This window comes from Simplicispira sp. GW247-4R2A (assembly GCF_059424465.1).
In genome coordinates this window covers 13,028-39,721 of the sequence record NZ_JBWKZM010000021.1, presented here as the reverse complement: position 1 = coordinate 39,721, position 26,694 = coordinate 13,028, and the positions used below count along the sequence as shown (strand labels likewise).

Below are 26,694 nucleotides of genomic sequence, written 5' to 3'. Positions count from 1 at the left end.
CGTTCTTTTTCTATCATTAGCAAGGAAGCCAGCATGAGCGCCCAATACCAGGTCCACGGCGATGTGGCCGTCATCACATTGGCCAACCCGCCCGTCAACGGTCTGGGTCTTTCCACCCGCCAGGGCATCGTGGACGGACTGAACCGCGCCCAGCAAGATGCCGCCGTCAAGGCCATCATCGTCACCGGCGCCGGCGGCGCCTTCTCGGGGGGGGCGGACATCAAGGAATTCGGTACCGACAAATCCATGCAGGAGCCCAACCTGCACTCCGTCATTGCCGCCATCGAGGCGTCGGCAAAACCCGTGGTTGCCGCCATCCATTCGGTGTGCATGGGCGGGGGTCTGGAGCTGGCCCTGGGCTGCCACTACCGCATTGCCGCACCCGGCTGCAGCGTGGCGCTGCCCGAAGTGAAACTCGGCCTGCTGCCCGGCGCGGGCGGCACGCAGCGTCTGCCGCGCGTGGTCGGCGTCGAGGCGGCGCTGAACATGATCGTCAGCGGCGAGACGGTCAAAAGCGAGTTGCTTGGCTCCATGCCCGGCCAGAAGCTGTTCGACAGGATGGCCGTGTCGCCCGAATCGCTGGCAGAAGAGGCGCTCGCCTTTGCCCGCTCGGTGGCCGACACGCGCCCCCTGCCGCTGGTGCGCAACCTGCCGTGCAAGCACCCCCAGGGCGACGCCTACTTCCAGTTCGCGCGCAACATGGTCAAGGGCATGTCCAAGAACTACCCGGCGCCCGCCAAGTGCGTGGACGCGGTCGAAGCGGCCACCAAAGGCAAATTTGCCGACGGTCTGCTGGTCGAGCGCGAGCTGTTCATCAACCTGATGTGGACGCCCGAGTCGCGCGCGCTGCGCCATCTGTTCATGGCCGAGCGCGCCGCCAGCAAGATCCCTGACGTGCCTTCGGATACGCCCAAGCGCGATGTCAAGAGCGTGGGCGTGATCGGCGCCGGCACCATGGGCGGCGGCATTGCCATGAACTTCTTGAACGCCGGCATCCCGGTGAAGATGCTGGAGATGAAGCAGGAAGCGCTCGACCGCGGCCTGGCCACCATCAGGAAGAATTACGAAGCCCAGGTCAAAAAAGGCAAGCTCAAGCAGGACAAGTACGAGCAGCGCATGGCGCTGCTGACCACCACGCTCGACTACGCCGACCTGAAGGATGCCGACCTGGTCATCGAGGCCGTATTCGAAGAAATCGGCGTCAAGGAAGCCGTGTTCAAGCAGCTCGACGCCGTGTGCAAGCAGGGCGCCATCCTGGCCTCCAACACTTCCACATTGGACGTCAACAAGATCGCCGCCTTCACCAAGCGCCCGCAGGACGTGGTGGGCATGCACTTCTTCAGCCCCGCCAATGTGATGAAGCTGCTCGAAGTGGTGCGCGGCCAACACACCGCCAAGGACGTGCTCGCCACCGTGATGGCGCTGGCCAAGAAGATCAAGAAGACGGCGGTGGTCTCCGGCGTCTGCGACGGCTTCATCGGCAACCGCATGATCGAGCGCTACAGCCAGCAGGCGGGCTTTTTGCTCGACGAAGGCGCAACGCCCCAGCAGGTGGACAAGGCGCTGGAGAAATTCGGCATGGCCATGGGGCCGTTCCGCATGGGCGACCTGGCCGGCAACGACATTGGCTGGGCGATTCGCAAGCGCCGCGCGCTGGAAACCCCCGACATGAAGTACAGCCGCACGGCTGATAAGCTGTGCGAGCTGGGCCGCTACGGCCAGAAGACGGGCGCGGGCTGGTACGACTACCAGGCCGGCAAGCGCGACGCCATTCCGAGCGACTTGGTCAACAAGATGATTGAAGACCACCGCAAGGAACTCGGCATCACACCGCGCAAGATTTCCGACGAAGAAATCGTCCAGCGCCTGGTCTATGCCCTGGTCAACGAAGGCGCGCACATCCTCGAAGACGGTATCGCCAGCAAGTCCGGTGACATCGACATGGTCTACCTCACTGGCTACGGCTTCCCGATTTATCGCGGCGGCCCCATGCACTACGCGGGCGAGCAGGGTCTGTTCAACCTGGTGCAAGCCATGAACCGCTTTGCGCAGAACCCCAGGGACGACCAGGCGTTCTGGACGCCCGCGCCCTTGCTCGCCAAGCTGGCCGCCGAAGGCAAGACCTTCAGCTGATTCGCGCGCACCGCCGTGATCAAGAAGATCTTCCTGGGCCTGCTGGCGCTGATCGTGGTGCTGGTGGCGGCTGTGGCCGCCAACACGCTGCGCAAGGGTTCGCGCCAGCTTGATGTGCCGCCGCTGGCCGTGCTGCCGGTGGACGAGCAGGGCGCGGCCAAGCGCCTTGGCGAGGCGGTGCGTTTTCGCACCATCTCGTCGCGCGACGACGCACAGCTCAATGCCGACCAGTTCCAGCAGTTCCATGCATTGCTGGAGCAGCGCTTTCCCAAAACCCACGCCGCGCTCAAACGCGAGGTGGTCAATGGCCTGAGCCTGCTCTACACCTGGCAGGGCAGCAAGCCTGACCTGAAACCCATTCTGCTGTTGGCGCACCAGGACGTAGTGCCCATCGCGCCCGGCACTGAAGGCGACTGGACCGAGCCACCCTTCAGCGGCGCGGTGAAGGATGGTTTCATCTGGGGCCGTGGCTCGTGGGACGACAAGGGCAACCTCATGTCCCAGCTCGAAGCGGTCGAGATGCTGGTCGCCAGCGGCTACCAACCCGAGCGCACCGTGTACCTGGCCTACGGCGCGGACGAAGAGGTGAGCGGCCTGCGCGGCGCGACCCAGATAGCGGCGTTGCTCAAGCAGCGCGGCGTGCACCCGGATTTCGTCATTGACGAAGGTCTGCTGATTCTCGACGGCATCTTGCCCGGCTTGGCCAAACCTGCTGCGCTGATTGGCGTGGCAGAAAAGGGCTATCTGTCGGTCGAGCTGTCGGTGTCGGCCACGCCGGGGCATTCGTCCATGCCGCCCAAGCACGGCACCAGCGCCATTGCCATGATGAGCACGGCCTTGAAGCAGCTCGAAGACAAGCAACTGCCGGCCGGCATTCGCGGCGTCGGCGGCGAAATGTTCGACACCATCGCCCCGGAAATGAGTGGCTTTTCGCGCGTCGCACTCTCGAACCTGTGGCTGTTTGGCCCGGTTGTGCAAAAGCAATTAGAGGCCGGTGCCAGCACCAACGCCATGCTGCGCACCACGACGGCGCTGACCATCGTGAATGCCGGCAACAAGGAAAACGTGCTGCCCGGCCGCGCCGACGCCACGGTGAACTTCCGCATCCTGCCGGGCGACACCGAGGCCCAGGTGCTGGAGCACGTGAAGTCTGAGCTGGCGCAGGCCGTGGGTGAAGGCAAGGTCAAGGTCACCACGCTGCCCGGCGCACAAGAGGCGTCCAAGGTGGCCCCGACGGCGTCCAGCCAGTACCACCTGTTGAACAAGACGATCCGCGAAGTCTTCCCCGGCACGCTGGTGGCGCCGGGGCTGATGGTGGCGGCCACCGATTCCGTTCATTACGGCGAGCTGAGCGACCACATCTTCAAGTTCTCACCGGTGCGCGCCAATGCCGAAGACCTCAAGCGCTTTCACGGCACCAACGAGCGCCTGTCCACCAGCAACTACGCGGAAGCCATCCGCTTCTATTACCGACTGTTGAGCGAGGGTGCCAAGGCACCCGCGCCCTGAATGTGCACAACTTTTAAGGATTCACCATGACTTCCGCCGTAATCGTTTCCACCGCCCGCACCCCCCTCGCCAAGAGCTGGAAGGGCTCCTTTAACCTGACCCATGGCGCCACGCTGGGCGGTCACGCCGTCGAGCACGCCATCCTGCGCGCGGGCATCGACGCCGCCGAGGTGGACGATGTGATCATGGGCTGCGCAACGCCCGAAGGTGCCACCGGCGCCAACATCGCGCGCCAGATCGCGTTGATGGCCGGCTGCCCGGTCACCACTTCCGGTGTTACGGTCAATCGTTTCTGTTCGTCGGGCCTGCAGACGATTGCCATGGCGTCCCAGCGCATCATCGCCAACGAAGGCGACATCTATGTGGCCGGTGGTGTGGAAGCCATTTCCTGCGTGCAGCAGGAAATGAACCAACACATGTTGACGGACCACACGCTGGTGAAGAACAAGCCTGAGATCTACTGGAACATGCTGCAGACCGCCGAGAACGTGGCCACGCGCTACGGCATTACCCGCGAAGCCATGGACGAGTACGGTGCCGCCAGCCAGCAGAAAGCGGCTGCCGCGCTGGAAGCCGGTTTATTCAAGGCGGAAATTGCCCCCATCACCGTCACCATGGGTGTGGCCGACAAGGTCATGGGCCTGATAACCAGGCAGGTCACCGTCAGCGACGACGAAGGCATCCGCGCCGGCACCACCTACGACGGTATCAAGGGCCTGCGCTCCGCCGTGCCCGGTGGCCTGATCACGGCCGGCAACGCCAGCCAGTTCTCCGACGGCGGCGGTGCCGTGGTCGTGATGCACGAAAAGATAGCCGAGCAAAAGGGCTTGCAGCCCCTGGGCCGATTCCTGGGCTTTGCCGTGGCGGGTTGCGAACCCGACGAAATGGGCATTGGCCCGGTATTCGCCATCCCCAAGGTGCTGGCACGCCTGGGCCTGAAGATTGGCGACATCGACCTGTGGGAACTGAACGAAGCCTTCGCCGTGCAGGTGATCTACTGCCGCGACAAGCTGGGCATCCCCGCTGACAAGCTCAACGTCAACGGCGGCGCCATCGCCGTCGGCCACCCCTACGGTGTATCCGGCCAGCGCCTGACCGGCCACGCCCTCATCGAAGGCAAGCGCCGCGGCGCCAAGCGCGTCTGCGTGACCATGTGCATTGGCGGCGGCATGGGCGCGGCGGGCGTGTTTGAAGTGCTGTAAGCGCTGAAGACAGATAGAGACACAACGCCCCGCGCAGGCCGAATGGTTTGCGCGGGGCGTTTGCTTTTGTTTTGATAGCTGGCAGCGCTTGCTGGTCGGGCGCTAGAGGCCAAAAAGACTAAAACATTGTGTGTGAGTGCGCACTGGTTGGTTGGAAACAGAACGCGCGACGGACACCCCGGCTACGCAGCGCCTTCCTCGCAGGACGCTCAAGTACGGCTGAGAACTGGTGTGCTGTCCCGGGAATAATTGCGCAAATTGAGTGTGGCTGCGGTGCTTCACTGCACGCTGTGAACGTTTGCTGGCGGCGAGTAGCAAAGATGAAGTAGATGCCCAAGTGTCTGTGGGTCAGGCTAATGCAGCGAGACTTCAAGTGCTTGTAGGGTCTTCGAGAGGTGGGCGAGTTGCACGTGTAGATTAACGCCCAGGTTAACCGGCGCCGGAGCGCGAAGCGCGTAGGGCACCAACACTGGCCATAAAAATGGCGAAGCCATGGCCAGTGTTGGCGTCCGCGTTGAACCGCCAGTTAGACGGCAGCTTTATGCAACTTGCTTCGTTCATATGCGATGACTTCAGTTTGCTTGGTATTGAGGTTTGCCATGCTTTCCCATGTTTCTATCATTTTTTGACGAATTTCATCGAAGATGGAGTGCTGTACGGGTTCATTTAGCCCTTTGGATTCGTCAAGGATTTCCGCAAGTATTTCTCGGCGTTCATTCAGCGGTTTTGCCTCCCATACATCTGGATGAAGAAACCAATGATCTGTGCCTCGAATCATGAATTTCTCGATCATTCCCAGGATGTCGAATGAATTTTTATGTAGGCCCATATAACCGTGGATGAATTCCGAGTCGGCAGCCCTGCCGTGCAAAAAAATTACGGTTTCATTTGAATCACGGAAGGGGTAGACGCCTATGTTTGCGAAAACTTGGCGAGGCACGCCGTTATCTTGAACCCAAAAGGATCCAAATCCAGATAAGGCAACAGGGACCAGTATGTCTATGGTGATAACAATAGGCTTTACCTCATCGTTCTGAGTCCCGTTTATTGCATCCTCAATTTCACGCAAGTGCTCGCTTTCGATCTGGCTGAGGGTTGATTTCAAACCATCTATGCTACTTGTGATATTTTCGAGCATTGGATCATCTTTGAATGAAATGCTTCTGAGCTTTACGTCATTGGCTTGTAGCCATTCTTCGCCAAGCTTCTTGCGAAATATCTCCATCAGAGATTGGTCCCTGAGTTTCCGATAGGTTTCCTTGGTGGATTCTAGATGCTTTATTTCGTGCCGGAGTCTCACGACTTCTCTGCAAATAGACCGATACATTTGCAAGGAAAATGATTCATCGTCTTCAAGTTTTTTTGTGTTCTCGAATTTTTCAAATAACTTTTCATGCGTTTCGCAGAACCCAGGAAAAACGGATGCTTGCGCCAAACCTCTTTGGATCAGCGTGATTTCGCCGACCTCATGATTGAACTGGGGTGTGAGAGTTGTTGAGTTTTTTGATACTGAGGCAATTGAGCTCGATTTTTGAATCGTATGCGACCGTTTGATGCTTTTGCATGTGCATCCGCGATAGATAAAATTCTTGCTTTTGTTCCAATCTTTGAATTTTTGCTGAATTCCATTGAATTGCTCGGCTCTCCGCTGTGCCTCGGTAAGGAATATGATTTGATGATTGCTGCGGTAATCATCAAGTACAGAATCCAGCGCAGCGTTGACTTTTTCGGATACGGTCTTGTTCATCGCTACCTCCTGCCGTCTAACGTGATGTATCCCGCAAAACCTGCGGGATAAACTGGACCGTGCGGGATATTCTGTGCACGGCTTCCTCCTGTAAGTGGCTTGCAGGCTGGGCTTGTGGTCGATACACTGTGCAAAAACACAGGTATAAAACTCCCATGAAACCCGGCACGCCTGTTTTGCGCTCCACACGACTACTGGATCAGGTTCGGGAGCGTGCTCGCTACCTTCACTATAGCCTCAGCACCGAGAAGGCTTACCTGTATTGGGTGCGTTTTTTTATCCGTTGGCATGGTCGGTCTGGTGCTATGCGGCATCCGCGTGAGATGGGTGCGCAGTAGGTAGAGGCATTTTTGACCATGCTGGCCACCGAGCGCCGGGTATCGGCATCCACGCAAAACCAGGCGCTCAGCGCGCTGTTGTTTCTTTATCGGGAAGTGCTGGCAATTGATTTCACTTGGCTGAATAGTGGTTGCATGCCCGAAGCGTTTGGGAGCGGGACAGGCGGGTGCAGCGCGGCGGACGGTTCCTTGGACACCATGGGCTTCGGAGTACGACAGGCAACTGTGCGGTTGCGGGATGAATGGCTCTTTTTGGTTCACACCTAGCAATCAGAACTGAATCCGCCCCAATCGACGCGATTTGCTCTTACTTTTATAGCTAATAGCGCTTTCCCTATAAGCGTTAAAGGCCTAAAAAGTTACAAATTCGGGCCGCAGTAGCGGCAACCCCCCACCGCGTCGCCCAGCGGACATACCTTCCCAACTGCCCCGCCCATAATTTTCCCTATGACGACCCTACGCTCCACCCTCGAATTCCTGCTGTACGACTGGCTTCAAGCCGAAACGCTCAACGCACGCGAGCGCTTTGCCGACCATTCGCGCGAGACCTTTGACGCCGTGCTCGATACCTGCGAGCGCATCGCGCGCGAGAAGTACGCGCCGTTCAACCGCACGGTGGACGCGCAGGAGCCGCAGTTCGACGGTGAAAAGGTCATCCTGCCGCAGGCCACGAAAGACGCCTACGACGCCTATGCCGGCTCGGGCATGCTCAGCGCGGCGCAGGATTACGGCATTGGCGGCATGCAACTGCCCTACACGGTGGATGCTGCGGCCAATGCCTTCTTTGCCGTGGCATCGATCAGCATCAGCTCCAACCTGCTCAGCACGGGCAATGCCAATCTGCTGATGGTGCACGGCACGCCGCTGCAGAAGCAGGTGTTTGCACTCAATGAATTTTCGGGGCGCTTCTCGGGGACCATGTGCCTGTCGGAGCCGCAAGCGGGTTCCAGCTTGAGTGATGTGGCCACCCGCGCCGTTCCCGATGGCGAGGGCCATGAGAGCGACCCGCTCGGCGCGCGCTACCGGCTCACGGGCAACAAGATGTGGATCTCGTCGGGTGAGCACGAGCTGTCGGAGAACATCGTCCACCTGGTGCTGGCCAAGATTCCGGGGCCGGATGGCAAGCTGGTGCCGGGCACGCGCGGCATTTCGCTGTTCATCGTGCCCAAGAAGCTGGTGGATACCGAGGGCAACTTGACCGGCGTGCGCAACGACGTGGCGCTGGCCGGGCTGAACCACAAGCTGGGCTGGCGCGGCACCACCAATACGCTGCTCAATTTTGGCGAGGGCAAGTACCCGGTGCAGGGCAGGGCGGGCGCCGTGGGCTATTTGGTGGGCCAGCCGGGCAAGGGCCTCGCGTGCATGTTCCACATGATGAACGAGGCGCGCATCGGCATTGGCATGGCGGCCACCATGCTCGGCCTGGCGGGCTACTACGCCAGCCTCGACTACGCCAAAAACCGCCCGCAGGGCCGGCCCGTGGGCCAGGGCGGCAAGGACGCGGCCCAGCCCCAGGTGCGCATCATCGAGCACGCCGACGTCAAACGCATGCTGCTGGCACAAAAGAGCTATGGCGAAGGTGCATTGGCGCTGAATCTGTACTGCGCCCGCCTGGTGGACGAGCAGCACACCGGCCAGCCCGAAGCTGCCGACGAGGCGCGCCTGCTGCTGGAAGTGCTCACCCCCATTGCCAAGAGCTGGCCCAGCGAGTTCTGTCTGGAGGCCAATTCGCTGGCCATTCAAATCCACGGCGGCTACGGCTACACGCGCGACTTCCCGGTGGAGCAGTACTGGCGCGACAACCGCTTGAACATGATCCACGAGGGCACGCACGGCATCCAGGCGGCTGACCTGCTCGGGCGCAAGGTGCTGATGGAGAACGGCAAAGGCCTGCAACTGCTGGCCGCGCGCATGCAGGCCACCATGGCGCAGGCCGCCGCCGTGCCTGAACTGGCAGCGTATGTGGCTGCGCTGGGCGACGCCTTGCAGCAGGTGGCCGCGGCCACACAGGCGGCCTGGGCCACGGGCAACCCCACCGAGGCCCTGGCCAATGCCGTGCCCTATATGCAGGCCTTTGGCCACACCGTGCTGGCCTGGGTGTGGCTGGATGTGGCCCTGGCCACGCTGCGCCTGGATGCTACGCTTTCAGTAGCCGAAAACGCAGGAAGAATAGGCGCTGCACGCTATTTTTATCACTATGAACTGCCCAAGGTCGGCGCCTGGCTCAAAGTGGTGAATGCGCGCGACATGACCTGCGCAAGCCTGGCGGAAGAGGCTTTTTAAGCGCTCCGGCGCAGCCCCGCTCCCTCCCGCCGATGGGCGACGCAGCGGCTTGCGAGGCGTTTCTTTCCACGCCCGTTTTTTCGGCGATTTTTCGGCCTACCATTCGCACCCTAAGGCCCATGTCGGGCTGAACTTGTGGAGCCTGGCATGGCAAAAGAACAGCGCAACGAAAAGATGGCGAAGAAACCGAAAAAGGACACTTCGCTGCCCAAGACCGGCGGCACCGATCGGCCCACGCCACCCATCACCGCCGTGATGCCCAAGGGTAAAGAAAAGAAGAAGTAAAGCTACGCGCGACCCGCCAAGAGCGGCTAACAAAGCTCAGCGAAGCGGCCCTTACCAGGCGTTCCGTCGCAGGCAGTACGAGCAGTACGACAAGACGGAACAACGGCGCCAGGGGAGTTTTGTTAGTCGCTCTTAGTGCATCGCCCTGCGCAGCCAGGCGCTGGACTGGTCCACTGCGACCGACAGCAGCAGCATGGCGATGATGACGGTCGCCGCCTGCGCATAGTGAAACAGCGACAGCTCGAAGTAGAGCCGTTGCCCCAGGCCCCCAGCGCCGACGAAGCCCAGAATGGCGGCCATGCGGATGTTCATCTCCCAGCGGTAGAGCGTGTAGGCAATGAGCTGCGGCGCCGCGCCGGGCAGGGTGCCATACAGAAAGGCCTGGCTGCCGCTGGCGCCCGCCAGGCGCAAAGCCCCGGTCGGCGCGGGCGGGGCATTCGCCAGCGCCTCGGCATACAGGCGCCCCAGCACCCCTGCCGTATGCAGCGCGAGCGCCAGCGCACCGGCAAACGGGCCCAGCCCCACGCACAGCACCGTGATGGTGGCCCACACCAGTTCCGGCACCGAGCGCAGGGTGTTGAGCACCAGCGTGTAGGGCAGCCGCCATTTGGGAAGCGCCAGCAGCAGGCCTGCCACGGCCGCGAGCAGCGTGCCGACCACCGACATGGCGAACGTCTCCCAGGTGCCCACCGCCACCTTGCGCAGCAGCGGGGCGGAAACATCCAGCGGGAAGAAGCTGGTGACGAAATCGGCGATGGCATGCAAGGATTCGCCCGACCACAGCGCCAGCAGCGGCATGTCGAGCAGCCTGAAGCTGGCCACGGTCGCCAGCACGGTCGCTAGGGCAAAGCCCGCGCTGCGCCAGCCCCAGGGCGAGGCACGCGCTGCTGGCGGCGTGTCGAGCGAGCGGCGCAGCCAGCCGGCGAGGGCGTCGGCGCCCAGCACCAGCAGCATGAAGGTGGCGAGGATGGTGGCCGCCTCGCCCCCATTGAGCATCTTCATGGCCTGGTCCATGAGCTGCCCCAGGCCACCCGCGCCGACAAAGCCCATCACCACCGAGGCGCGAATCGCGCATTCCCAGCGGTACACCGTGTAGCTGGCCAGCTCCTTCGACGCCTGGGGCAGCAGCCCGTAGAGGATGGCGACGGGCCGGCGGGCGCCGCTCGTGCGCAGCGCCTGGGCCGGCAAAGGGTCGGTGGATTCCAGAATCTCGGCATACACCTTGGCCAGCATGCCACCATAGGTCAGCGCCAGCGCCAGCACGCCGGCGGCCGGCCCCAGGCCCAGCACGCGCACGAACAGCAGCGCCCACACCAGTTCGGGAATGCTGCGCAGAATGGTCAGCAGACCGCGCGCCACCGGGTTCTGGGTGCGCCGCTCGCGCCCGGCGCCGCTGGCCACGTAGGCCAGGGGCACGGCGAGCAACCAGGCGAGCGCCATGCCGGCAGTGGCAATCGCCAGCGTTTCCAGCGTCGCGCGGGCCAGGTAGCCACGGAATTCGGGGCCGGTCTCCGGCGGCAAAAAGCCCGCGAGAAAGCCGCCAATGACCCGCAGGTTGGCCGGGTCGAGCAGCGCGCTGGGGTGCACTTGCGCGGCGCGCAGCAGCGGCCAAAGGATCAGCAGCGCCAGCACGGCGCCGCCAAGGCGCCGGCTGGCAACCGGGTCGCGCAAGGCGGGGTTCAGCGGCATCCGGCGATGAGGGGCATGGCCCTGGCGGCGGCTTCGCCCGGTGGCGGCGGCGCGCTGACGCTCGCCTGGCCCAGCGTCGGCAGCACCTCGCCTTCACTGGCGTACAAGGCGTGCAGCAAGGCGTCGTCCACTTGGGCGGCGGGCAGGTCAAAGACGATACGCCCGGCGCGGATGCCGACGATGCGTGCAAAACAGGCCAGCGCCAGGTCCACCGCGTGCAGGCTGGCCACCAGCGTGGCGCCGCGCGCGGCGGCGTCCTGCACCAGCAGGCGCACCGTGGCCAGTGCGAGCGCCGGGTCCAGGGCAGACACGGGCTCGTCGGCCAGCAGCAGGTCGGGCTGCTGGTAGAGCACCCGTGCGATGCCCACGCGCTGCAACTGCCCGCCCGAGAGCTCGTCGCAGCGGGCAAATAGTTTGTCGGCCAGTTGCACGCGCGCCAAAGCCGCCCGTGCACCCGCGATGTCCAGCGGATAGACCAGCGAGGCGAAGGATTTCCAGGCCGGCCATTGCCCCAGGCGCCCGGCCAGCACGGCGGTGACCACGCGCTGGCGCGGCGCAATGGGCGGCGCCTGGTGCACCGTGCCGATGCGGGCGCGCAAGGCGCGATCAGGGGCTTGCGCTGTGGTTGGCAGCGGGGTTTGCAGGACCACCGCCTGGCCGGTGCTCGGGCGCAACGCGGTGCCCAGCACCGAGAGCAGCGAGGTCTTGCCCGCGCCGGACGGCCCGACCAAGGCCAGGCATTCGCCTTGTCCGGCTTTGAGCGCAATGTCCTGCAAGGCGACGGTGCCATTGGCGTGGGTGAGGCCCACGCCGTTCAGGTCGAAGCTCATGCGCTTGCCAGGGTTTACTTCAGCAAGCCGGCCGAGCGGGCCGCCTTTTCGATGCCATCGTAGTTCTCCGCACGCGTCGGGATGAAGCGCGAGGCCCGTTGCAGCGCCAGGATGTCCTTTTGCTGCGGGTTGGCCGGGTCGAGCTGGAGGAAGGCGTCCTTGAGCTTCTGGATCAGCGCCGGGTCGAGGTCGCCGCGCACCGTCCAGTTGTAATCAAAGTAGGGCGGCGTGGTGGCAAAGACATGCACCTTGCTGGTGTCCACCTTCTTTTGCTCGACCAGCTTGTCCCACACCGAGGCATTGAGCACCCCGGCTTCGACCTTGCCCGAGGCCACAAAGGCCGCGGTTGCGTCGTGCGCGCCCGAGAAGGCGACGTTCTTGAAGTCGTTCTCCGGGTTCAGCCCGGCCTGCTGCAAATAGAAGCGCGGCATCAGGCTGCCCGAGGTGGACGAGGGCGCGCCAAACGCAAAGCTCTTGCCCTTGAGGTCGGCAAGGGTCTTGATGGCGGGGTCGGCGGTGATGAACTTGGAGGTGAAGCGCGCATCTTCCTCGCGCTGCACGATGGGAATCGCCGTGCCATGGGTGCGAATTTTCGCCTGCACATACGTGAAGCCCCCCAGCCAGGCCAGGTCCAGCTTGCCCGTGGCGAGCGATTCGACCACGGCGGCGTAGTCGGACACAGGGGTGAACACCACCTTCATGCCGGTCTTCGCGGCCAGGTACTCGCCCAGCGGCGCGAACTTGCGTTGCAGCTCCGTGGGGGCTTCGTCCGGAATGGCGGAGACGCGCAGCACCTTGTCGGCGGCAGCCGCAGGCAGGCAGGTCAGGGTGGACGCAAGGGTGGTGAGGGCGGCGCAGCACAGCAGCGCCTGCTTGAGCGCCGAGCGGCGCGCAGGGGTAAAGGTCATGGCAAAGTCCGGTTTGAAAGCAGCCACCACCGTGCGGAGTCACGGCGGTTTAAAAAGGCTCCCGAGGAGCCAAAAGTTGGGCGCGGCATGCACGCCGCGCCCGTGCATTCTCGCGGAAATGTCCCAGCGCCGCGCCGGCCCATGCCTTTTTGTTACGCCGCCCCAGCGGTGCGCCCCTAGAATCCGGCTCCATCGGTAAAAACCCTGAGTCATGACCGGAATTCGAGAAAGGCGCATGGATTTGGCAACAAGAAACTTCACGCTGGGCTACAACCCCGCCCTGGATGGGCTGCGCGGTGTCGCCATCCTGCTGGTGGTCCTGTCGCACGCGCACGTGCCGCTGTTTGATGGCGCGTTTCTGGGCGTGGATCTGTTTTTTGTATTGAGCGGGTTTCTCATTACGTCGCTGCTCTTGCTGGAGCGCCAGGACCACGGGCGCATCGATTACGCACGGTTTTACTGGCGCAGGTTCCTGCGCCTGATGCCCGCGCTGGCCCTGTTTCTAGGCACCTACTGTCTGGTAGCGCCGCTGCTCTGGCCTGGTCTTGGCGATGTGTACCAGGATGCGTTGGTGTCTCTCGCCTACCTGGCCGACTACGGCATCGCCTTCTTTGACAGCCCCGGCACGCTGCTGCACATGTGGTCGCTGTCGGTGGAAGAGCATTTCTACCTCGTCTGGCCGCCGCTGCTGATGCTGCTGGTGCGGTTTTCCCCGCCAACGAAGGTCTGGCGGCCGATAGCGCTTCTCTACCTGCTGAGTTGGCTGTGGCGGCTGCTGTGGGTGGTGCACGGCCAGCAGTTCTACGAGATCTTTTTCCGCTTCGACACCCGCGTTTCCGGTTTGCTGGCGGGCAGCTTGCTGGCGGCGCTTGTGCACGAACGCCCGGCGTTCGTGCATTGGCTGCACCAACACCTCCCGCGGGCCATGTGGCTGCCCTTGGCCGTGCCCTTGTTGATGGAGCTCGGCTGGGACAACCAGGGCGCCATGGTCTGGGGCATCACGGTGGTGGAGCTGGCCACCATGGTGCTGCTCGTGGCCGCGCAGCAGCGTTCGGGTCTGGTGTACGAGATGCTGAGCGCCCCCACGCTGGTGAAGCTCGGCACGCTGTCGTACGGCGTCTATTTGTGGCACTACCCCGTAGTGCGCTATTTGCGCGCCGATTTCTCCTGGCCGGTGGTGGTCGTCCTCACGCTGGCGATCTCGACCGCCCTGGCCGCGCTCTCGTTGCATACCATCGAGCGCTGGGCCTTGCGCTACCGCGATCGCAAAGGCGGACAGGGCGATGCCGGCAGGGCCGCGCCGGGCCTGGGTCAGGCTGCTGCGCGATGGCGGGGCGCCCCCCAAGCCGGGCGCCGCGCGCGCCAGGTGTGGGTCCAGGCGCCGCGTTAAGAAGGCTGTCGTGCGGGGTTGAAGCACGCACTGAGCCCCCCACTGCGCGCTTCAATCGCCAGCGCGACAGTGCGCAGGGGCGCAAAGTCGCAGAATGGAATGCTTCTCGATTGCTGGGCCAGCCCGGCCAGCACCACGAACGCCAGAACTTCCCAGGAGACCCCCCTATGACCCGCACCATCCAGCAACTCTTTGACCTGACCGGAAAGACGGCCCTCGTCACCGGCGGCTCACGCGGCCTGGGCTTGCAAATGGCCCATGCCTTGGGTGAAGCCGGGGCCAAAATCATGCTCAGCTCGCGCAAGGCCGCCGACCTGGAGGCCGCCACTGCCGAACTGCAGGCGGCCGGCATCGACGCCCGCTGGATTGCCGCCGATTGCGCGCAGGAAGCCGAAATCCACCGCCTGGCGAGCGAGACGATGGAGCGCATGGGCGACATCGACATCCTGGTGAACAACGCCGGCGCCACCTGGGGCGCACCGGCCGAGGACCACCCGCTGGAGGCTTGGGACAAGGTGATGAACCTCAACGTGCGCGGCTATTTCATCCTGAGCCAGCACATCGCCAAGCACAGCATGATTGCGCGCCAACGCGGCAGCATCATCAACGTGGCGTCCATTGCCGGGCTGGGCGGCAACCCGCAGGGCATGAACACCATTGCCTACAACACCTCCAAGGCAGCGGTGATCAACTTCACGCGCACGCTGGCGGGTGAATGGGGCAAGTACGGCATCCGCGTCAACGCCATCTGCCCGGGTTTCTTCCCGAGCAAGATGACCGCGGGTCTGCTCAAGACGCTGGGCGAAGAGAACCTCAAGGCCCATGCGCCGCTGGGCCGTCTGGGCGATGACGAGGATTTGAAAGGCCTGTGCGCGCTGTTTGCGTCGGATGCCAGCAAACACATCACGGGTCAGCACCTTGCGGTGGACGGCGGCGTGAGCGCCCTGGTCGGAGGCTGAATCGTGTTCAATCCCCTGAGGCGCTGCGCGCCTCGGTTCTCCCGCCGCAGGCATCCGCTCTTCGGGGCGGCCCTTGCACGGTGGCCGCTGGCTGATGACGCGCCAGTTTTGGCCGCTGCAATTTTGAGGACGAATCTTGCTTGATTTTGGCGTTGAAATCCCTTTCGTCGAGTTGCTGGGCTTTGCCATGGTGCGCATGCAGGACGGCGAATCCGAGCTGCATTACGAGGCGCGGCCGGAGCACCTCAACTCGTTTGGCGTCACGCACGGCGGCGCTTCGATGACGCTGCTGGACGTGACCATGGCGACGGCGGCGCGCAGCGTTGCGCCCGAAATGGGCGTGGTCACCATCGAAATGAAGACCAGCTTCATGCAGGCGGCGCAAGGCCCACTGGTTGCCAAGGGCCGCTTGATCCACCGCACGGCCACACTGGCATTTACCGAAGCGACGGTTTTTGACGCCAAGGGCCGGCCGTGCACCCACGCCACCGGGACCTTCAAGTACGTGCGGCGCCTGCCAGTCGGGCCGGGCAGCGTGAACGAGCTGCGTGCCATCGCCACCGATTGACGGCACGTCTGCACCAGATTGAAATTTCAGGTCAAATTGGCCTCTAGCGCTTGATGGATCTGCGTAAGCAGCTATCAAAACAGTAGTTTCTCCATCCTTATCAGGAGTCTTCCATGCCCCGCAACCAGCAAATTCTTCTCGACAACCGTCCCCAGGGCGAGGCCGTGGCCAGCAACTTCAAGCTCGTCGCGACCGACACGCCTGCCTTGCAGGACGGCCAGGTCCTGGTGCGCCACCACTATTTGAGTTTGGACCCCTACATGCGTGGCCGCATGAACGACGCCAAGAGCTACGCCCAGCCGCAGCCGCTGGGCGAGGTGATGCAGGGCGGCACCGTGGGCGAAGTGGTCGAGAGCCGCAGCCCCAAGTTCGCCGTGGGCGACAAGGTGGTGGGCTTTGGCGGCTGGCAGGAATACAGCGTGGTCGACGCCAACCAGCCCGGCTCCTTGAAGAAGGTGGACACGACCCACGTGCCGCTGTCGCATTACCTGGGCGCCGTCGGCATGCCCGGCGTGACGGCCTGGTACGGCCTGGTGAAAATCATCGCGCCGAAAGAGGGCGACACCGTCGTGGTCAGCGCCGCCACCGGCGCGGTGGGCAGCGCCTTTGCCGCCCTCGCCAAGGCGCGCGGCTGCCGCGTGGTGGGCATTGCCGGTGGCCCTGACAAATGCCAATACGCCGTGGACGAGCTGCACTTTGACGCCTGCATCGACTACAAGCAGCACAGCGACGGCAAGGCCATGGGTCAGGCGCTGAAAGAAGCCTGCCCCAAGGGCATCGACGGCTACTTCGAGAACGTGGGCGGCTGGATCATGGACGCCGTCATGCAACGCATGAACGCCTTTGGCCGCATTGCCCTGTGCGGCATGATCGCCGGCTACGACGGCGCGCCGCTGCCCATGGCGCACCCGGCGCTGATTCTGGTGAACCGACTCAAGCTCGAAGGCTTCATCGTCAGCGAGCACATGGAAGTCTGGCCCGAGGCGCTGACCGAGCTGGGCCAGCTCGTGGCGACCGGCAAGCTGCGCCCGCGCGAGAGCGTGGCCCAGGGCATTGCCGCCGCGCCCGAGGCATTTTTGGGTCTGCTCAAGGGCAAGAACTTCGGCAAACAGGTCGTCAAGCTGGTCTGAACACCCGCGTCGAGCCATGCCCACCGCCGTGCACTGGACCTGCAAACGCTTCGATGACCTGGGCGTGCACGCCCTGCACGACGCGCTGGCCCTGCGCTGCCGGGTGTTCATTCTTGAGCAAGGCCCGTACCAGGACCCCGATGCCGCCGACAGGCAGGCATGGCACCTGCTGGGCTACGACGCCGCGGGCCAACTCCAGGCCTGCCTGCGCGTGGTGGACCCTGGCGCCAAGTTTGCCGAGCCCTCCATTGGCCGTGTGGTCACCGCCCCCGAGGCACGCGGCCAGGGTCTGGGCCGTGTGCTGGTGGCCGAGGGCCTGGCGCGCTGCGCCAAAGCGTGGCCGGGCAGGGCGGTGCGCATCAGTGCGCAGGCGCATCTGCAAGGCTTTTATGGCGGGCTGGGCTTTGTGCCGGTGGGCGCGCCCTACCTGGAAGACGACATTCCGCATATTGAGATGCTGCGCCCCGCGGAGCCAGCGCTTGCCAAGGAGACACCATGAGCACGGAACTCATCCTGCACCATTACCCCTCGTCGCCGTTTGCCGAGAAAGTCCGCCTCGTGCTGGGTTTCAAGCAACTGCCCTGGAAGTCCGTCATCATCCCCAGCGTCATGCCCAAACCCGACGTGGTGGCGCTGACGGGTGGCTACCGGCGCACGCCGGTGCTGCAGATTGGCGCCGACATCTACTGCGACACCAGCCTGATCTGCGAGGTGCTGGAGCACCGCCAGCCGGAACCCGCCTTGTTCCCGCCGCACCTCAAGGGCGTCTCGCGCATCTTTGCCCAGTGGGCCGACAGCACGCTGTTCTGGACCTCCATGGCCTGGAACATGCAGCCCAAGGGCATTGCGGCACTGTTTGCCAAGCTGACACCCGAAGCCGGCGCCGCCTTTGCCGAAGACCGCAAGGCCATGAACGTGAACATGACGCGCTTGCGCACGCAAGATGCGGCTCCCGCCTACCGCTCTTACCTGCGGCGCATCGCGCACATGGTGGAAGAGCACGACTTCCTTTTTGGCGCCGAGCCCTGCGTGGCGGACTTCGCGGCCTACCATGCGCTGTGGTTCACCCGCCTTTGCACGCCGACCGTGGCCAACGTATTCGACCATGTGCCCGCCGTGCTCGAATGGATGGACCGCGTGGCGGCCCTCGGCCACGGCCGCATGGAAAAATTCAGCGCGCAGGACGCGATCACCGTGGCGGCCAACGCCGAGCCCCTGCCGCTGACAAACGAAATCTTCCAGGACGAGCACGGCATTGCGCTGGGCAGCGAAGTCACCGTGACCCCCGAGAGCTTTGGCACCGAGGCGACGCAAGGCACGCTGCTGGCGGCCAGCCGCACGCACTACACCCTGCGCCGAACCGATCCGCGCGCCGGCACGGTGCATGTCCATTTCCCGCGTATCGGCTATGTACTTAAAAAGGCAGACACATGATTGAAGACTTCGCAGGCAAGACCGCCGTTCTGACAGGCGCTGGTTCTGGTTTCGGCTTGGAGTGCGCGCGCATTGGCATGCAGCGCGGCATGAACCTGGTATTGGTCGATGTGCAGCAGGACGCCCTTGACGCCGCCGAATCCGAGGCCATCGCGGCCGGCTGCCAGGTGCTGGCGCGGCGTGTGGATGTGTCCGATGCGGCGCAAATGGAGCAGCTCGCCCAGGCCGTGCAAGAGCGCTTTGGCGCGCCGCACTTCGTCTTCAACAACGCCGGCGTGGGCGCGGGCGGCCTGGTGTGGGAAAACTCGGTGGCCGATTGGAACTGGGTGCTGGGCGTGAACCTCTGGGGCGTGATCCATGGCGTGCGCCTGTTCACCCCCATGATGCTGGCCGCCGCCAAGCAGGATGCGGCGTGGCGCGGGCATATCGTCAACACCGCCAGCATGGCGGGGCTTCTGGCGCCGCCCAATATGGGCATCTACAACGTCAGCAAGCACGCCGTGGTGAGCCTGACCGAGACGCTCTACCAGGATTTGTCGCTGGTGACGGACCAGGTGGGCGCCAGCCTGCTGTGCCCGTTTTTCGTGCCCACCGGCATCAGCCAGAGCCACCGCAACCGGCCCGCCACCCTGGCAGCCGACAAGCCCACGCAAAGCCAAATCATCGGCCAGGCGATGAGCGACAAGGCCGTGGGCAGCGGCAAGGTCACCGCTGCCGAAGTGGCGCACAAGGTGTTTGACGCCGTCGCCAGCGGGCAGTTCTACATCTTCAGCCACCCCAAGGCGCTGGCCTCGGTGCAGACGCGGATGGAAGACGTAGTGCAGGCGCGCAACCCCACCGACCCCTTTGCCGACAAGCCCGAGCTGGGCCAGCAGCTGCGTGCGCAACTGCGGGCGGGTTGATTTTTGAAGCAAAATCGGCCTCCAGCGCTTATCAGGAAAGCGTGAGCAGCTATTAAAGATGTAGTGATGAACGCACCCGCAGGCCACGCCTTGTTCGGTACTGCCATCGGCCCCTGCGGCATTGCCTGGGGGCCACGTGGCATTTGCGGCGTGCAATTGCCCGAGCAGGATGACGCGGGCACCCGCGCGCGCCTGCTGCGCTACACCGGCCCGCTGCCCGAGGCGGCACCGCCACCCGAGGTGCTTTCAGCGATTGGCCAGATTGCCGCCTTGCTGGCTGGCGAGCCACACGATATGAGTGGCATCGTGCTCGACATGAGCGGCTTGACCGACTTCCAGCGCCGTGTCTACGCCCTGGCCTGTGCCATTCCGCCAGGCCAGACGCGCACCTACGGTGAGTTGGCGGCGGATTTGGGTGGCAAGCACCTGGCCCGCGCCGTGGGCCAGGCGCTGGGATTCAACCCGTTCGCTCCGGTGGTGCCCTGCCACCGCATTTTGGCGGCAGGCCAGCGGCCAGGCGGGTTTTCTGCGCATGGCGGCGCGGCAACCAAGCTGCGCATGCTGGCAGCCGAGGGCGCAGTGCCCGACGGTGCAAGTGGCCAACTTTTTTGACGCGCGCAATCGTCTGGCGCAATGGCACTTGCAAGCGTGAGGGCTGCCACTGTGCACCCGTGTGATGGGGCGCAAATCACGACAATCGTGCCCATGCCATTTTTGCTTTTGAACGTTCGCACGCAGGGCCTCGCCGCATGAGTCCCTCCGCCGTTGCCCCCGCGCCGCAAGACGGCCTGCCCCAGCCCGAGCGCAGCCGCGCCATGCTGGTCATCATCCTGGGGCTGACGATGGCGGTGCTCGATGGCAGCATCGTCAACCTGGCGCTGCCCGGCATTGCGCGGGAACTGCATGCCAGCGCGGCCAGCGCGGTCTGGGTGGTCAATGCCTACCAGATCGCCACCCTGGTCATGCTGCTGCCGCTGGCCTCGCTGGGCGACCGCATGGGCTACCGGCGCGTGTACCTGGTGGGCATGGCGCTGTTTGCCGTGTCGTCGATTTTTGCCATGGTGGCGACGTCTCTGCCGGCGCTGATTGCGGCGCGTGCGCTCCAGGGCTTGGGCGCCGCCGGCATCATGAGCGTGAACGCCGCCATGGTGCGGCTCATTTACCCGCGCAGCCTGCTCGGGCGCGGCATGGCCATCAATTCGATGGTGGTGGCGCTCTCGGCGGTGGCCGGGCCAACGGTGGCGGCGGGCATCCTGTCGGTGGCGACCTGGCCGTGGTTGTTTGCCCTGAACCTGCCGCTGGGCGCGCTGACGCTGTGGATGGGGCGCAAGTCCCTGCCGCGCAACGTGGTGGCCAGCCGAGCCCCACGGCCGGCCATGCTGGACGTGGGGCTGAACATTCTCATGTTTACCCTGGTCTTTCTGGGTGGCGAGCGCCTGGGCATGCACAGCAGTGTGGGCGCCAGCGGCTTGCCGCTCACCGGTCTGGCGCTGCTCGCTGCGGGGGGAGTGGTGGGTTGGGTGTACCTGCGCAGGCAGTGGCACCTGGCGGCGCCCTTGTTTCCGGTGGACTTGCTGCGCAACCGTGTCTTTGCGCTCTCCATGGCGTCCTCGGTGGGCGCATTTGGCGCGCAGATGCTGGCCTATTTGTGCCTGCCGTTCCTGCTGCTGGAGAGCTATGGCCGCACGCCGCTGCGCGCCGGCTTGCTCATCACCTGCTGGCCACTCGCCATCGCGGCGGTCGCGCCCATTTCGGGACGGTTGATTGGCCGCTACCCCGATGGCTTGCTCGGTGGCATTGGCATGGTGATTTTTGCCTCTGGCCTGTGGCTGCTCGCAGCGCTGCCTGTCAGCCCGGGCGACCTGAACATCGCCTGGCGCTTGGCGGTGTGCGGGGCGGGCTTTGCACTGTTTCAGTCGCCGAACAACCACACCATCGTCACGTCGGCGCCCTTGCACCGCAGCGGCGCGGCCAGCGGCATGCTGGGAACCGCGCGGCTGACGGGGCAGACCGGCGGCGCCGTGCTGCTGGCCGCGCTGTTTACCGCATGGCCGCCCAGTACGGGTCGGGGTGAGAAGATGGCCCTGGTGGTGGCGGGTGGCCTCGCGCTGGCGGCCGCGTTCACCAGTTCCCGGCGCGTCGCCGCGATGCACAAGAATCGAGAGTGAAAATAGTCTGCCGAAGCATGCAGAACATCGTCGCGATGAAGAACCCAGCGGAGTCGTTTTTCCAGGCGCCTGAGGTGGGCACCAAGTTGCTGCGGCAGTTGCGGGCGGCTTGAACGATCTGGCCGTCCAACCTTCAGGTGGCTTCAGCCTCGCGGGCTGCTCAGCGGTGCAGTTCTTAGAACGTGTTTACGATCTCGCAGGGGCCGCGTTGGAGCGCAATCGGGATGAGTGGATGCTTCGGATGCGCCGCATGGGCTCATGCCCATGCAAGCAGCCGGGGCGTCCAATTGCCCGATTTCGCTCCAACCCTTTGGGCAGTGGTCTTTGCGGGCGGCCTGCGGCGTTGCGGCGCTTGCCAATAGCGGGGCTATTGGCCGCCCACCGCGCCTTGCATCCCATCCCGCAAAGACCGCTGCGCGGCCCCTGGGAGATCGTAAACACGTTCTTAGCGTCCGACCTGGGTCAATTGATCGCGCCAGAACACCGGCATCAAGTCGTACAGGGGGGTCGGCTCGCGGTGCAGCAGGTGCGTGGTGCCAAGTACCCCCATGGTGGGAATCGTCGTGCCGACGTCCACATAGGCCAGCTGCTGCATCCAGCCCGGGTCGATGCCGCCACCGGGAGCGGGCCTGGAATAGATCAAGGCCAGAATGCGCCGTGCTTGCACACTGCCGCGCTGATCGGCCAGCCGATAAAACCGAATCGCCTCGGTGAAATTCGACGGAACGCCCTGGCCCCGGTGGTACTTGCGCGCGGTCATCAGTGCCTCTTCGGCGCTTTCGCTGAGCGGCAACTTCTGTTGTGCCTGGATCGGGCTGCTGTCGCGTGCTGCCAACTGCTGCAAGTTGGCTCGTGCAGCCTGCGACTGGGGGCCGGCGCGGCGAAAGTACTGCTCGGCCTGCTCGAAGCGCTCGTTGGTCACGGCGTCCATGCCCAGCTCGATGTTGGCGTGCATGTCGCCAGCCGCAGCGGCTTTCTCGAGCAGCGGGCGGTCTGGCAGCTCCAGCACCTGATCCTGATTCACCCCGGACTTGGCCACCTGCAGCGGCGCCTGGCGCATGCTCAGCACCCACTGCAGAAAGTCGGCGCGCGCGGGGTGGCGCGGGCGCAGCCGCTCGATGGCGCGCTCCGCAGCCGCCGGGTCGGGCGGCCCCGCGCAGCCTTCGAGGTAGCACCAGGCCAGCCCGGCGTAGGCCCAGGGCTCGCGCCCGAAGCGCGCCGCCTGCTCGAACCAGCGCTGCGCCAGTGCCGTGTCGCGCCGAACGCCCGCGCCGTGCAGGTAAATCAAGCCCAGCGTCCAGGCTGCCTGGGCCGACTGCGGGGTGCTGCCGATCGTGCGTGGCGCCTCGGCGGTGCGCAGCAAGCGCCGCAGCTCACGATCCACCGCTTGCGCCTGCTGCGTGTCGCGTAGGGCAAGCGAGTCCTTCGTGACCGCTGGGGCGACAATGCTTGGCTGATCGTCGCCAGGCCTGGTGTCGATTCGTGGCACCGTTGCCGGTGCCGATTCAATGTGCGGCACTGGGGCAGGCTCCGCCTCAATGTGCTCCTGGGTAGGCTTGGGCATTTGCAACTGGGCGATGACGGTGGCCCGCGTGCGCGCGGTGGCGCTTGCGCTCGGCGCTGCGGAGGCCAGCACCACCAGCAGCAAGGACGCAAGTCTCGTGATGTCGCAGGGGTTCATACGAGGCTCGGTTTCCTGGGGATACGGCTCAGTCGGCTGCGCGATTCAAAGCCGCGGGCCGAATGGTGCCGAACCTGTGGCGGCTCTGTTCATGTTATTGCCTTGCAGGGCGTTGGGGCACCGCCGCGGTCGGCGGCGGTGAGGGCCGGCGTGGCTGCACGACCCACTGAATCGCTTGCGAAACCTGGCCGTTTTCTCCGGTTACCGCGGCAAAACGCTCCAACACGCCTTGCGTTCCCCGCACGCCATTCATCACAGTGAGCGCGGGCACTTGCATGTCGGTGGGTAGCTTGGGCGCGGCGTCTTCTTGCGTGGCGATGCAGATCACGCCTTCGGTTCCGGGTCTGCCAGCCTCCAGGATGAAACCGGGGTTGGGTGCCATCCAGTCCGGAATACGGATGGCCTCATTGGCCGAAACCAGCGAACTCGGTTGCAGTCCGTTGGGCAGCAATCGCATCACCGCCCCGGCGCTGTCGGCGTAGTAGCAGTAGAGGTGCGAGGCGCGCGAGACGGTGGCCGACAGGAAGACCTGCTCGCCTACAGTGAATGCGGGCCGCTCGCCGGCCGGCTGCGGGTTTTCGACCTGCAAGTCGATGCTCCAGGGTTTGGCGGTGGTCAACCCAATCGCAGGCGCGGTTGCGCCGTCTGCAACGGCTACCGCCTCGGGTCCGCTGCTGTTCCAGCCGATGCGAGTGAGTGCGCCCGCCTCATCCAGCGTCACGAAGTGGTTCAGTGCCGCCTCGTAAGTCGGAAAGTCGACGATGCCGCTTACCGTCAAACGCCGGTCGGCCTGAAATCTGGCCAGCGCACGGCGCATGAGGGGGTGGTTGGTCGAAAGGTTTTCCGATTCGCGCGGCAGATAGCCCTGGCTGACTAGCGAGGCCTTGACCAGATTGAATTGCCCATCAGGGCCACTTTCGCTGTACCACTCTTGCATCGTCCGCTGAAAGTGCGGATTTGCCTGATCCAGGGTCAGGCATTGCCAATAGGGAACGCGAGCCCACTTGCCAACGACTTCAATCATCGCCAGATCGACCAGGGTGCGCATCGCGGCGCCGGTGCCGACGGCATAGTCGTGTCCGACGTTGAACTTGACCCCGTAGGTGCCAATGCGGCCCCCCACGTCAAGTCCCTCGCCGCCGCTGCCGGTCACGACCTCGTTTGCGGAATCGATGCCAGGGATGAGGGTGCGTGTGCGAAAGTCCCCCAGATGGACCTCCAGACCGATGATCGTGGCGCTGCGCGAGCGGCTGTAGCCAAGGTCAACACGCGGGCCCGACACGCCCGCGTCCATGGTGTTGTTGATGACGCTCTGGTCGACAAAGGCAATCGCACCTGACACATACAGCGCTGGGCGCTGCAACTGCATCTGGTTGTTGTTGAGAAGAATGGTCGTGAGGTTCTGCACCGTGTCCTGACGCGCGATATCGACCTCGAAGTCGACGAAGCGAAAGGCATTGCTCAGACGCGACATCTGTGACAGCGAGGTGGTGATCATCTCCTTCGTCGCCACGGGCACCTTGCCAGAGAAATCGATAAATTGCTTGCTGGTGATCAGCGTGGTGGGCAACTGCGCCTCACGCAGCATTCGGTCCATGCAGACCAGCGATTCGGAAAAACTCGAGACAGATCGCACCGGGCGCACCACCGGGCGGTCGGCTACCGAGGCGTGCGACTGGTATTCGGTGTCCTTGCGCGCATCCAGAGGCGTGGCGCAGCCCGCCAGCAAGACGGCAGCAGTCATGGTGGCCGCCAGCCAGTTGCACGCCGCGGGCGCTGGGTGATGCTCGGACCCTGAGGTTGCGTTGCGCTTGGTCATAACCTTCCCCTTGTGTCGATCTCGTTCTTCTATTGCGAAAGCAACTCCGGGCGGAGTTTCGTCAACCACAGCCCCAAAAAAACTGGCAAGAACCCAGATCGGGTTGCTGCCTGTCGGCTCTCGCGTACAGGTCACCTGCAAATGTTGACCAGGTCACCTCGGACCACGACCACCTGGTCTTCACCCATGGTGGCACCGACACTGGGCGCACTGGGTTGCAGCGTCTGCACGCAGGTGACGCCCCCCATGCTGTTGGTCTGAACACTCGACACCACGTCCTTTTCGGTCTGGATGCCTTCGGTATTTGCCGAGAAGGACTTGGCGACGTAGTGCGCGATCTTGGCTTTGGCGTCATCCGGCATGCCGGTTTTGTAAACGATGCCACTCGATATGGACCGTGGCGCCGTGGGCATTTGCAGGTAACTGACCTTGCCGGTGATGTGCACGGGATCTTCACCCGGTGCCGCCAGGGCGCAAGTGGCTGCGCCGGCCAGCATGGCCACGATGAGTTTGCCCATCGTACTTGTGGAATTGCGTTTCATGGCTGTTCTCCTGGTGTTACCCGTTGGAAAAACGGCTTTGGTCAGCTTTAGCCGACCAAAGCCTGTGGCAACACCTCAGCTTGGTCGGCCCCAGCCGCAATAGCCGGTGGGGCAGTCAGGCAGTTTGAAGTTCGGCGGATCGCAGGCGTCGTTGGACGACAGGTTCTGCACCGCGAGGCTCTTCACACCGTTGGCCAGGTTCGCCACCGTGCCGCTTACGTGCGTGTATTGGTTGGAATACCCGGAGATCGTCACGTCGCCAAAATTGGACGACAGGTTCTGGAAGGCCTGAGCGGACCTGCCATTGGCTTCGTTGCTGATGGTGCCGCCGTAGCCGGTGACAGCCTGGTCAGAGTGGCCCCCACTCATGATCTTCACGCCGTCGTAGTTGCTGGCCAGGTTTTGCACCGCGGTCGTGTCAGCACCATTGGCGAAGTTCGTGACGGTGGTCCTCATCAGACCAACCGCCTGATGACTTTTGCCATCGATCGCCACGGTGCCGATATTGGTAGCCAGCGACTGAATCCCAACGGCTCCCGCGCCCGTCGCCTTGTTGTCTACGGAACTACCGCCGCCAACATTGGTGCTTTGGGTGCTCTCACCAGCGATCGTCACGTTGCCCACGTTGCTGGACAGGCTTTGCACGGCCAGGGCAGCGTCACTGCAGTCCACGCCACCGCACCTATCCACCGACCCGGCACCGCTGGCCGTGTTCGTCACAGAACCGTTGATGGTGGCATCCTGCTTGGACGAGCCGCCTTTCTTGACCTCGACCTTGCCCACGTTGGATGCGATGCTCTGAACCGCGATGTCTCCGGGGTTCACGGCCTTGTTCATGACCTGACCACCCGAATTCACTTCGGTGGTCTGGTTCGAATAGCCCGCGATGGTGATGTCGCCCTTGTTGCTCGAGAGGTTCTGGACGGCAGTGGTGTAGGCGTTGGCTGTGTTGGACACAGTCGCATTACTGTCTACGCCTGTGTGCTGGATCGACATTCCGCTGATTTCGATCTTGGCCGCCGCGGTCGGAGTCGGGCCGGCGGCAAAGGCTGTCGCGGACGCGAGAGCGGTGAGTGTGAACAGAGCAAGTGTTTTCATGACAGTTCCTTCAGTTGTGCTGACCAGAGTACCGATTGCAGTCCCTCCGCAACCGATCTGGCTTGACAGGACACCCGGG

Annotated in this window: 22 protein-coding genes and 1 pseudogene; 15 read left to right on the top strand and 8 right to left on the bottom strand. The window is 63.9% G+C overall.

Annotated features, from left to right (window positions below):
* Positions 1–33 precede the first annotated feature (33 nt).
* From AC07ZH_RS14445 to AC07ZH_RS14435, 3 genes are read left to right on the top strand one after another with little or no spacing between them, the layout of a single operon-like run.
* Positions 34–2,133: a 3-hydroxyacyl-CoA dehydrogenase NAD-binding domain-containing protein gene (locus AC07ZH_RS14445; RefSeq protein ID WP_495200327.1), complete on the top strand. Its 2,100-nt coding sequence runs from the start codon at positions 34–36 to the stop codon at positions 2,131–2,133.
* Positions 2,134–2,148: 15 nt separating this feature from the next.
* On the top strand, positions 2,149–3,642 hold the full coding sequence (locus AC07ZH_RS14440; RefSeq protein ID WP_495200326.1) for a M20 family peptidase: 1,494 nt from the start codon (positions 2,149–2,151) through the stop codon (positions 3,640–3,642).
* A 26-nt stretch (positions 3,643–3,668) separates the two neighbouring features.
* On the top strand, positions 3,669–4,844 hold the full coding sequence (locus AC07ZH_RS14435; RefSeq protein ID WP_495200325.1) for an acetyl-CoA C-acyltransferase: 1,176 nt from the start codon (positions 3,669–3,671) through the stop codon (positions 4,842–4,844).
* 526 nt (positions 4,845–5,370) lie between these two features.
* On the opposite strand, the gene AC07ZH_RS14430 is transcribed toward AC07ZH_RS14435, so the two are convergent.
* The gene (locus tag AC07ZH_RS14430) at positions 5,371–6,591 is read right to left on the bottom strand and encodes a hypothetical protein (RefSeq protein ID WP_495200324.1); all 1,221 of its coding nucleotides are present in this window, start codon (positions 6,589–6,591) and stop codon (positions 5,371–5,373) included.
* A gap of 155 nt (positions 6,592–6,746) precedes the next feature.
* Between AC07ZH_RS14430 and AC07ZH_RS14425 the strand changes: the two are divergent.
* From AC07ZH_RS14425 to AC07ZH_RS14415, 3 genes and pseudogenes are all read left to right on the top strand, one after another.
* A pseudogene (locus tag AC07ZH_RS14425) lies at positions 6,747–7,196 on the top strand (phage integrase N-terminal SAM-like domain-containing protein).
* 180 nt (positions 7,197–7,376) lie between these two features.
* Positions 7,377–9,212 (top strand): acyl-CoA dehydrogenase, encoded by a 1,836-nt coding sequence (locus AC07ZH_RS14420; RefSeq protein WP_495200323.1) that lies wholly within the window; start codon positions 7,377–7,379, stop codon positions 9,210–9,212.
* A 147-nt stretch (positions 9,213–9,359) separates the two neighbouring features.
* Positions 9,360–9,497: a hypothetical protein gene (locus AC07ZH_RS14415; protein WP_199665391.1), complete on the top strand. Its 138-nt coding sequence runs from the start codon at positions 9,360–9,362 to the stop codon at positions 9,495–9,497.
* A gap of 132 nt (positions 9,498–9,629) precedes the next feature.
* On the opposite strand, the gene AC07ZH_RS14410 is transcribed toward AC07ZH_RS14415, so the two are convergent.
* Genes AC07ZH_RS14410 through AC07ZH_RS14400 form a run of 3 tightly spaced genes read right to left on the bottom strand, consistent with a single transcriptional unit; the run spans position 9,630 to position 12,924 of the window.
* Positions 9,630–11,186, bottom strand: coding sequence for a PhnE/PtxC family ABC transporter permease (locus AC07ZH_RS14410; protein ID WP_495200322.1), 1,557 nt, complete (start codon positions 11,184–11,186; stop codon positions 9,630–9,632).
* Positions 11,177–12,016: a phosphonate ABC transporter ATP-binding protein gene (locus tag AC07ZH_RS14405; protein WP_495200321.1), complete on the bottom strand. Its 840-nt coding sequence runs from the start codon at positions 12,014–12,016 to the stop codon at positions 11,177–11,179. The genes AC07ZH_RS14410 and AC07ZH_RS14405 overlap by 10 nt, the downstream gene beginning before the upstream one ends.
* Positions 12,017–12,030: 14 nt before the next feature.
* Positions 12,031–12,924: a putative selenate ABC transporter substrate-binding protein gene (locus AC07ZH_RS14400; RefSeq protein WP_495200320.1), complete on the bottom strand. Its 894-nt coding sequence runs from the start codon at positions 12,922–12,924 to the stop codon at positions 12,031–12,033.
* Positions 12,925–13,159: 235 nt separating this feature from the next.
* On the opposite strand from AC07ZH_RS14400, the gene AC07ZH_RS14395 reads away from it, so the two are divergent.
* From AC07ZH_RS14395 to AC07ZH_RS14355, 9 genes are all read left to right on the top strand, one after another.
* A complete protein-coding gene (locus AC07ZH_RS14395; protein ID WP_495200319.1) occupies positions 13,160–14,314 on the top strand; it encodes an acyltransferase family protein in 1,155 nt (384 codons plus the stop codon).
* Positions 14,315–14,481: 167 nt separating this feature from the next.
* Positions 14,482–15,273 (top strand): SDR family oxidoreductase, encoded by a 792-nt coding sequence (locus AC07ZH_RS14390; protein ID WP_495200318.1) that lies wholly within the window; start codon positions 14,482–14,484, stop codon positions 15,271–15,273.
* Between the two features lie 136 nt (positions 15,274–15,409).
* Positions 15,410–15,841, top strand: coding sequence for a PaaI family thioesterase (locus AC07ZH_RS14385; RefSeq protein WP_495200317.1), 432 nt, complete (start codon positions 15,410–15,412; stop codon positions 15,839–15,841).
* Positions 15,842–15,954: 113 nt separating this feature from the next.
* Positions 15,955–16,971 carry an NADP-dependent oxidoreductase gene (locus AC07ZH_RS14380; RefSeq protein ID WP_119107579.1) on the top strand — a complete coding sequence of 339 codons (1,017 nt, stop codon included), beginning with the start codon at positions 15,955–15,957 and terminating at the stop codon, positions 16,969–16,971.
* Positions 16,972–16,987: 16 nt separating this feature from the next.
* The gene (locus tag AC07ZH_RS14375; protein WP_495200316.1) at positions 16,988–17,470 is read left to right on the top strand and encodes a GNAT family N-acetyltransferase; all 483 of its coding nucleotides are present in this window, start codon (positions 16,988–16,990) and stop codon (positions 17,468–17,470) included.
* Positions 17,467–18,405 carry a glutathione S-transferase family protein gene (locus tag AC07ZH_RS14370; protein ID WP_119107581.1) on the top strand — a complete coding sequence of 313 codons (939 nt, stop codon included), beginning with the start codon at positions 17,467–17,469 and terminating at the stop codon, positions 18,403–18,405. Before AC07ZH_RS14375 ends, AC07ZH_RS14370 begins: the two co-directional genes overlap by 4 nt.
* Complete coding sequence (locus AC07ZH_RS14365) at positions 18,402–19,307, top strand: SDR family oxidoreductase (protein ID WP_119107582.1); 906 nt, start codon at positions 18,402–18,404, stop codon at positions 19,305–19,307. Before AC07ZH_RS14370 ends, AC07ZH_RS14365 begins: the two co-directional genes overlap by 4 nt.
* Positions 19,308–19,373: 66 nt before the next feature.
* A complete protein-coding gene (locus tag AC07ZH_RS14360) occupies positions 19,374–19,919 on the top strand; it encodes a methylated-DNA--[protein]-cysteine S-methyltransferase (protein ID WP_495200315.1) in 546 nt (181 codons plus the stop codon).
* A gap of 137 nt (positions 19,920–20,056) precedes the next feature.
* Complete coding sequence (locus tag AC07ZH_RS14355) at positions 20,057–21,475, top strand: MFS transporter (protein ID WP_495200314.1); 1,419 nt, start codon at positions 20,057–20,059, stop codon at positions 21,473–21,475.
* 445 nt (positions 21,476–21,920) lie between these two features.
* On the opposite strand, the gene AC07ZH_RS14350 is transcribed toward AC07ZH_RS14355, so the two are convergent.
* The 4 genes from AC07ZH_RS14350 to AC07ZH_RS14335 all read right to left on the bottom strand — a co-directional run bounded on the left by AC07ZH_RS14350 (position 21,921) and on the right by AC07ZH_RS14335 (position 26,615).
* On the bottom strand, positions 21,921–23,156 hold the full coding sequence (locus tag AC07ZH_RS14350) for a tetratricopeptide repeat protein (RefSeq protein WP_495200313.1): 1,236 nt from the start codon (positions 23,154–23,156) through the stop codon (positions 21,921–21,923).
* A gap of 94 nt (positions 23,157–23,250) precedes the next feature.
* Positions 23,251–24,975 (bottom strand): DUF4384 domain-containing protein, encoded by a 1,725-nt coding sequence (locus AC07ZH_RS14345; protein WP_495200312.1) that lies wholly within the window; start codon positions 24,973–24,975, stop codon positions 23,251–23,253.
* A gap of 131 nt (positions 24,976–25,106) precedes the next feature.
* On the bottom strand, positions 25,107–25,517 hold the full coding sequence (locus AC07ZH_RS14340) for a hypothetical protein (protein ID WP_495200311.1): 411 nt from the start codon (positions 25,515–25,517) through the stop codon (positions 25,107–25,109).
* A gap of 75 nt (positions 25,518–25,592) precedes the next feature.
* Positions 25,593–26,615, bottom strand: coding sequence for a hypothetical protein (locus AC07ZH_RS14335; protein WP_495200310.1), 1,023 nt, complete (start codon positions 26,613–26,615; stop codon positions 25,593–25,595).
* Positions 26,616–26,694 lie beyond the last annotated feature (79 nt).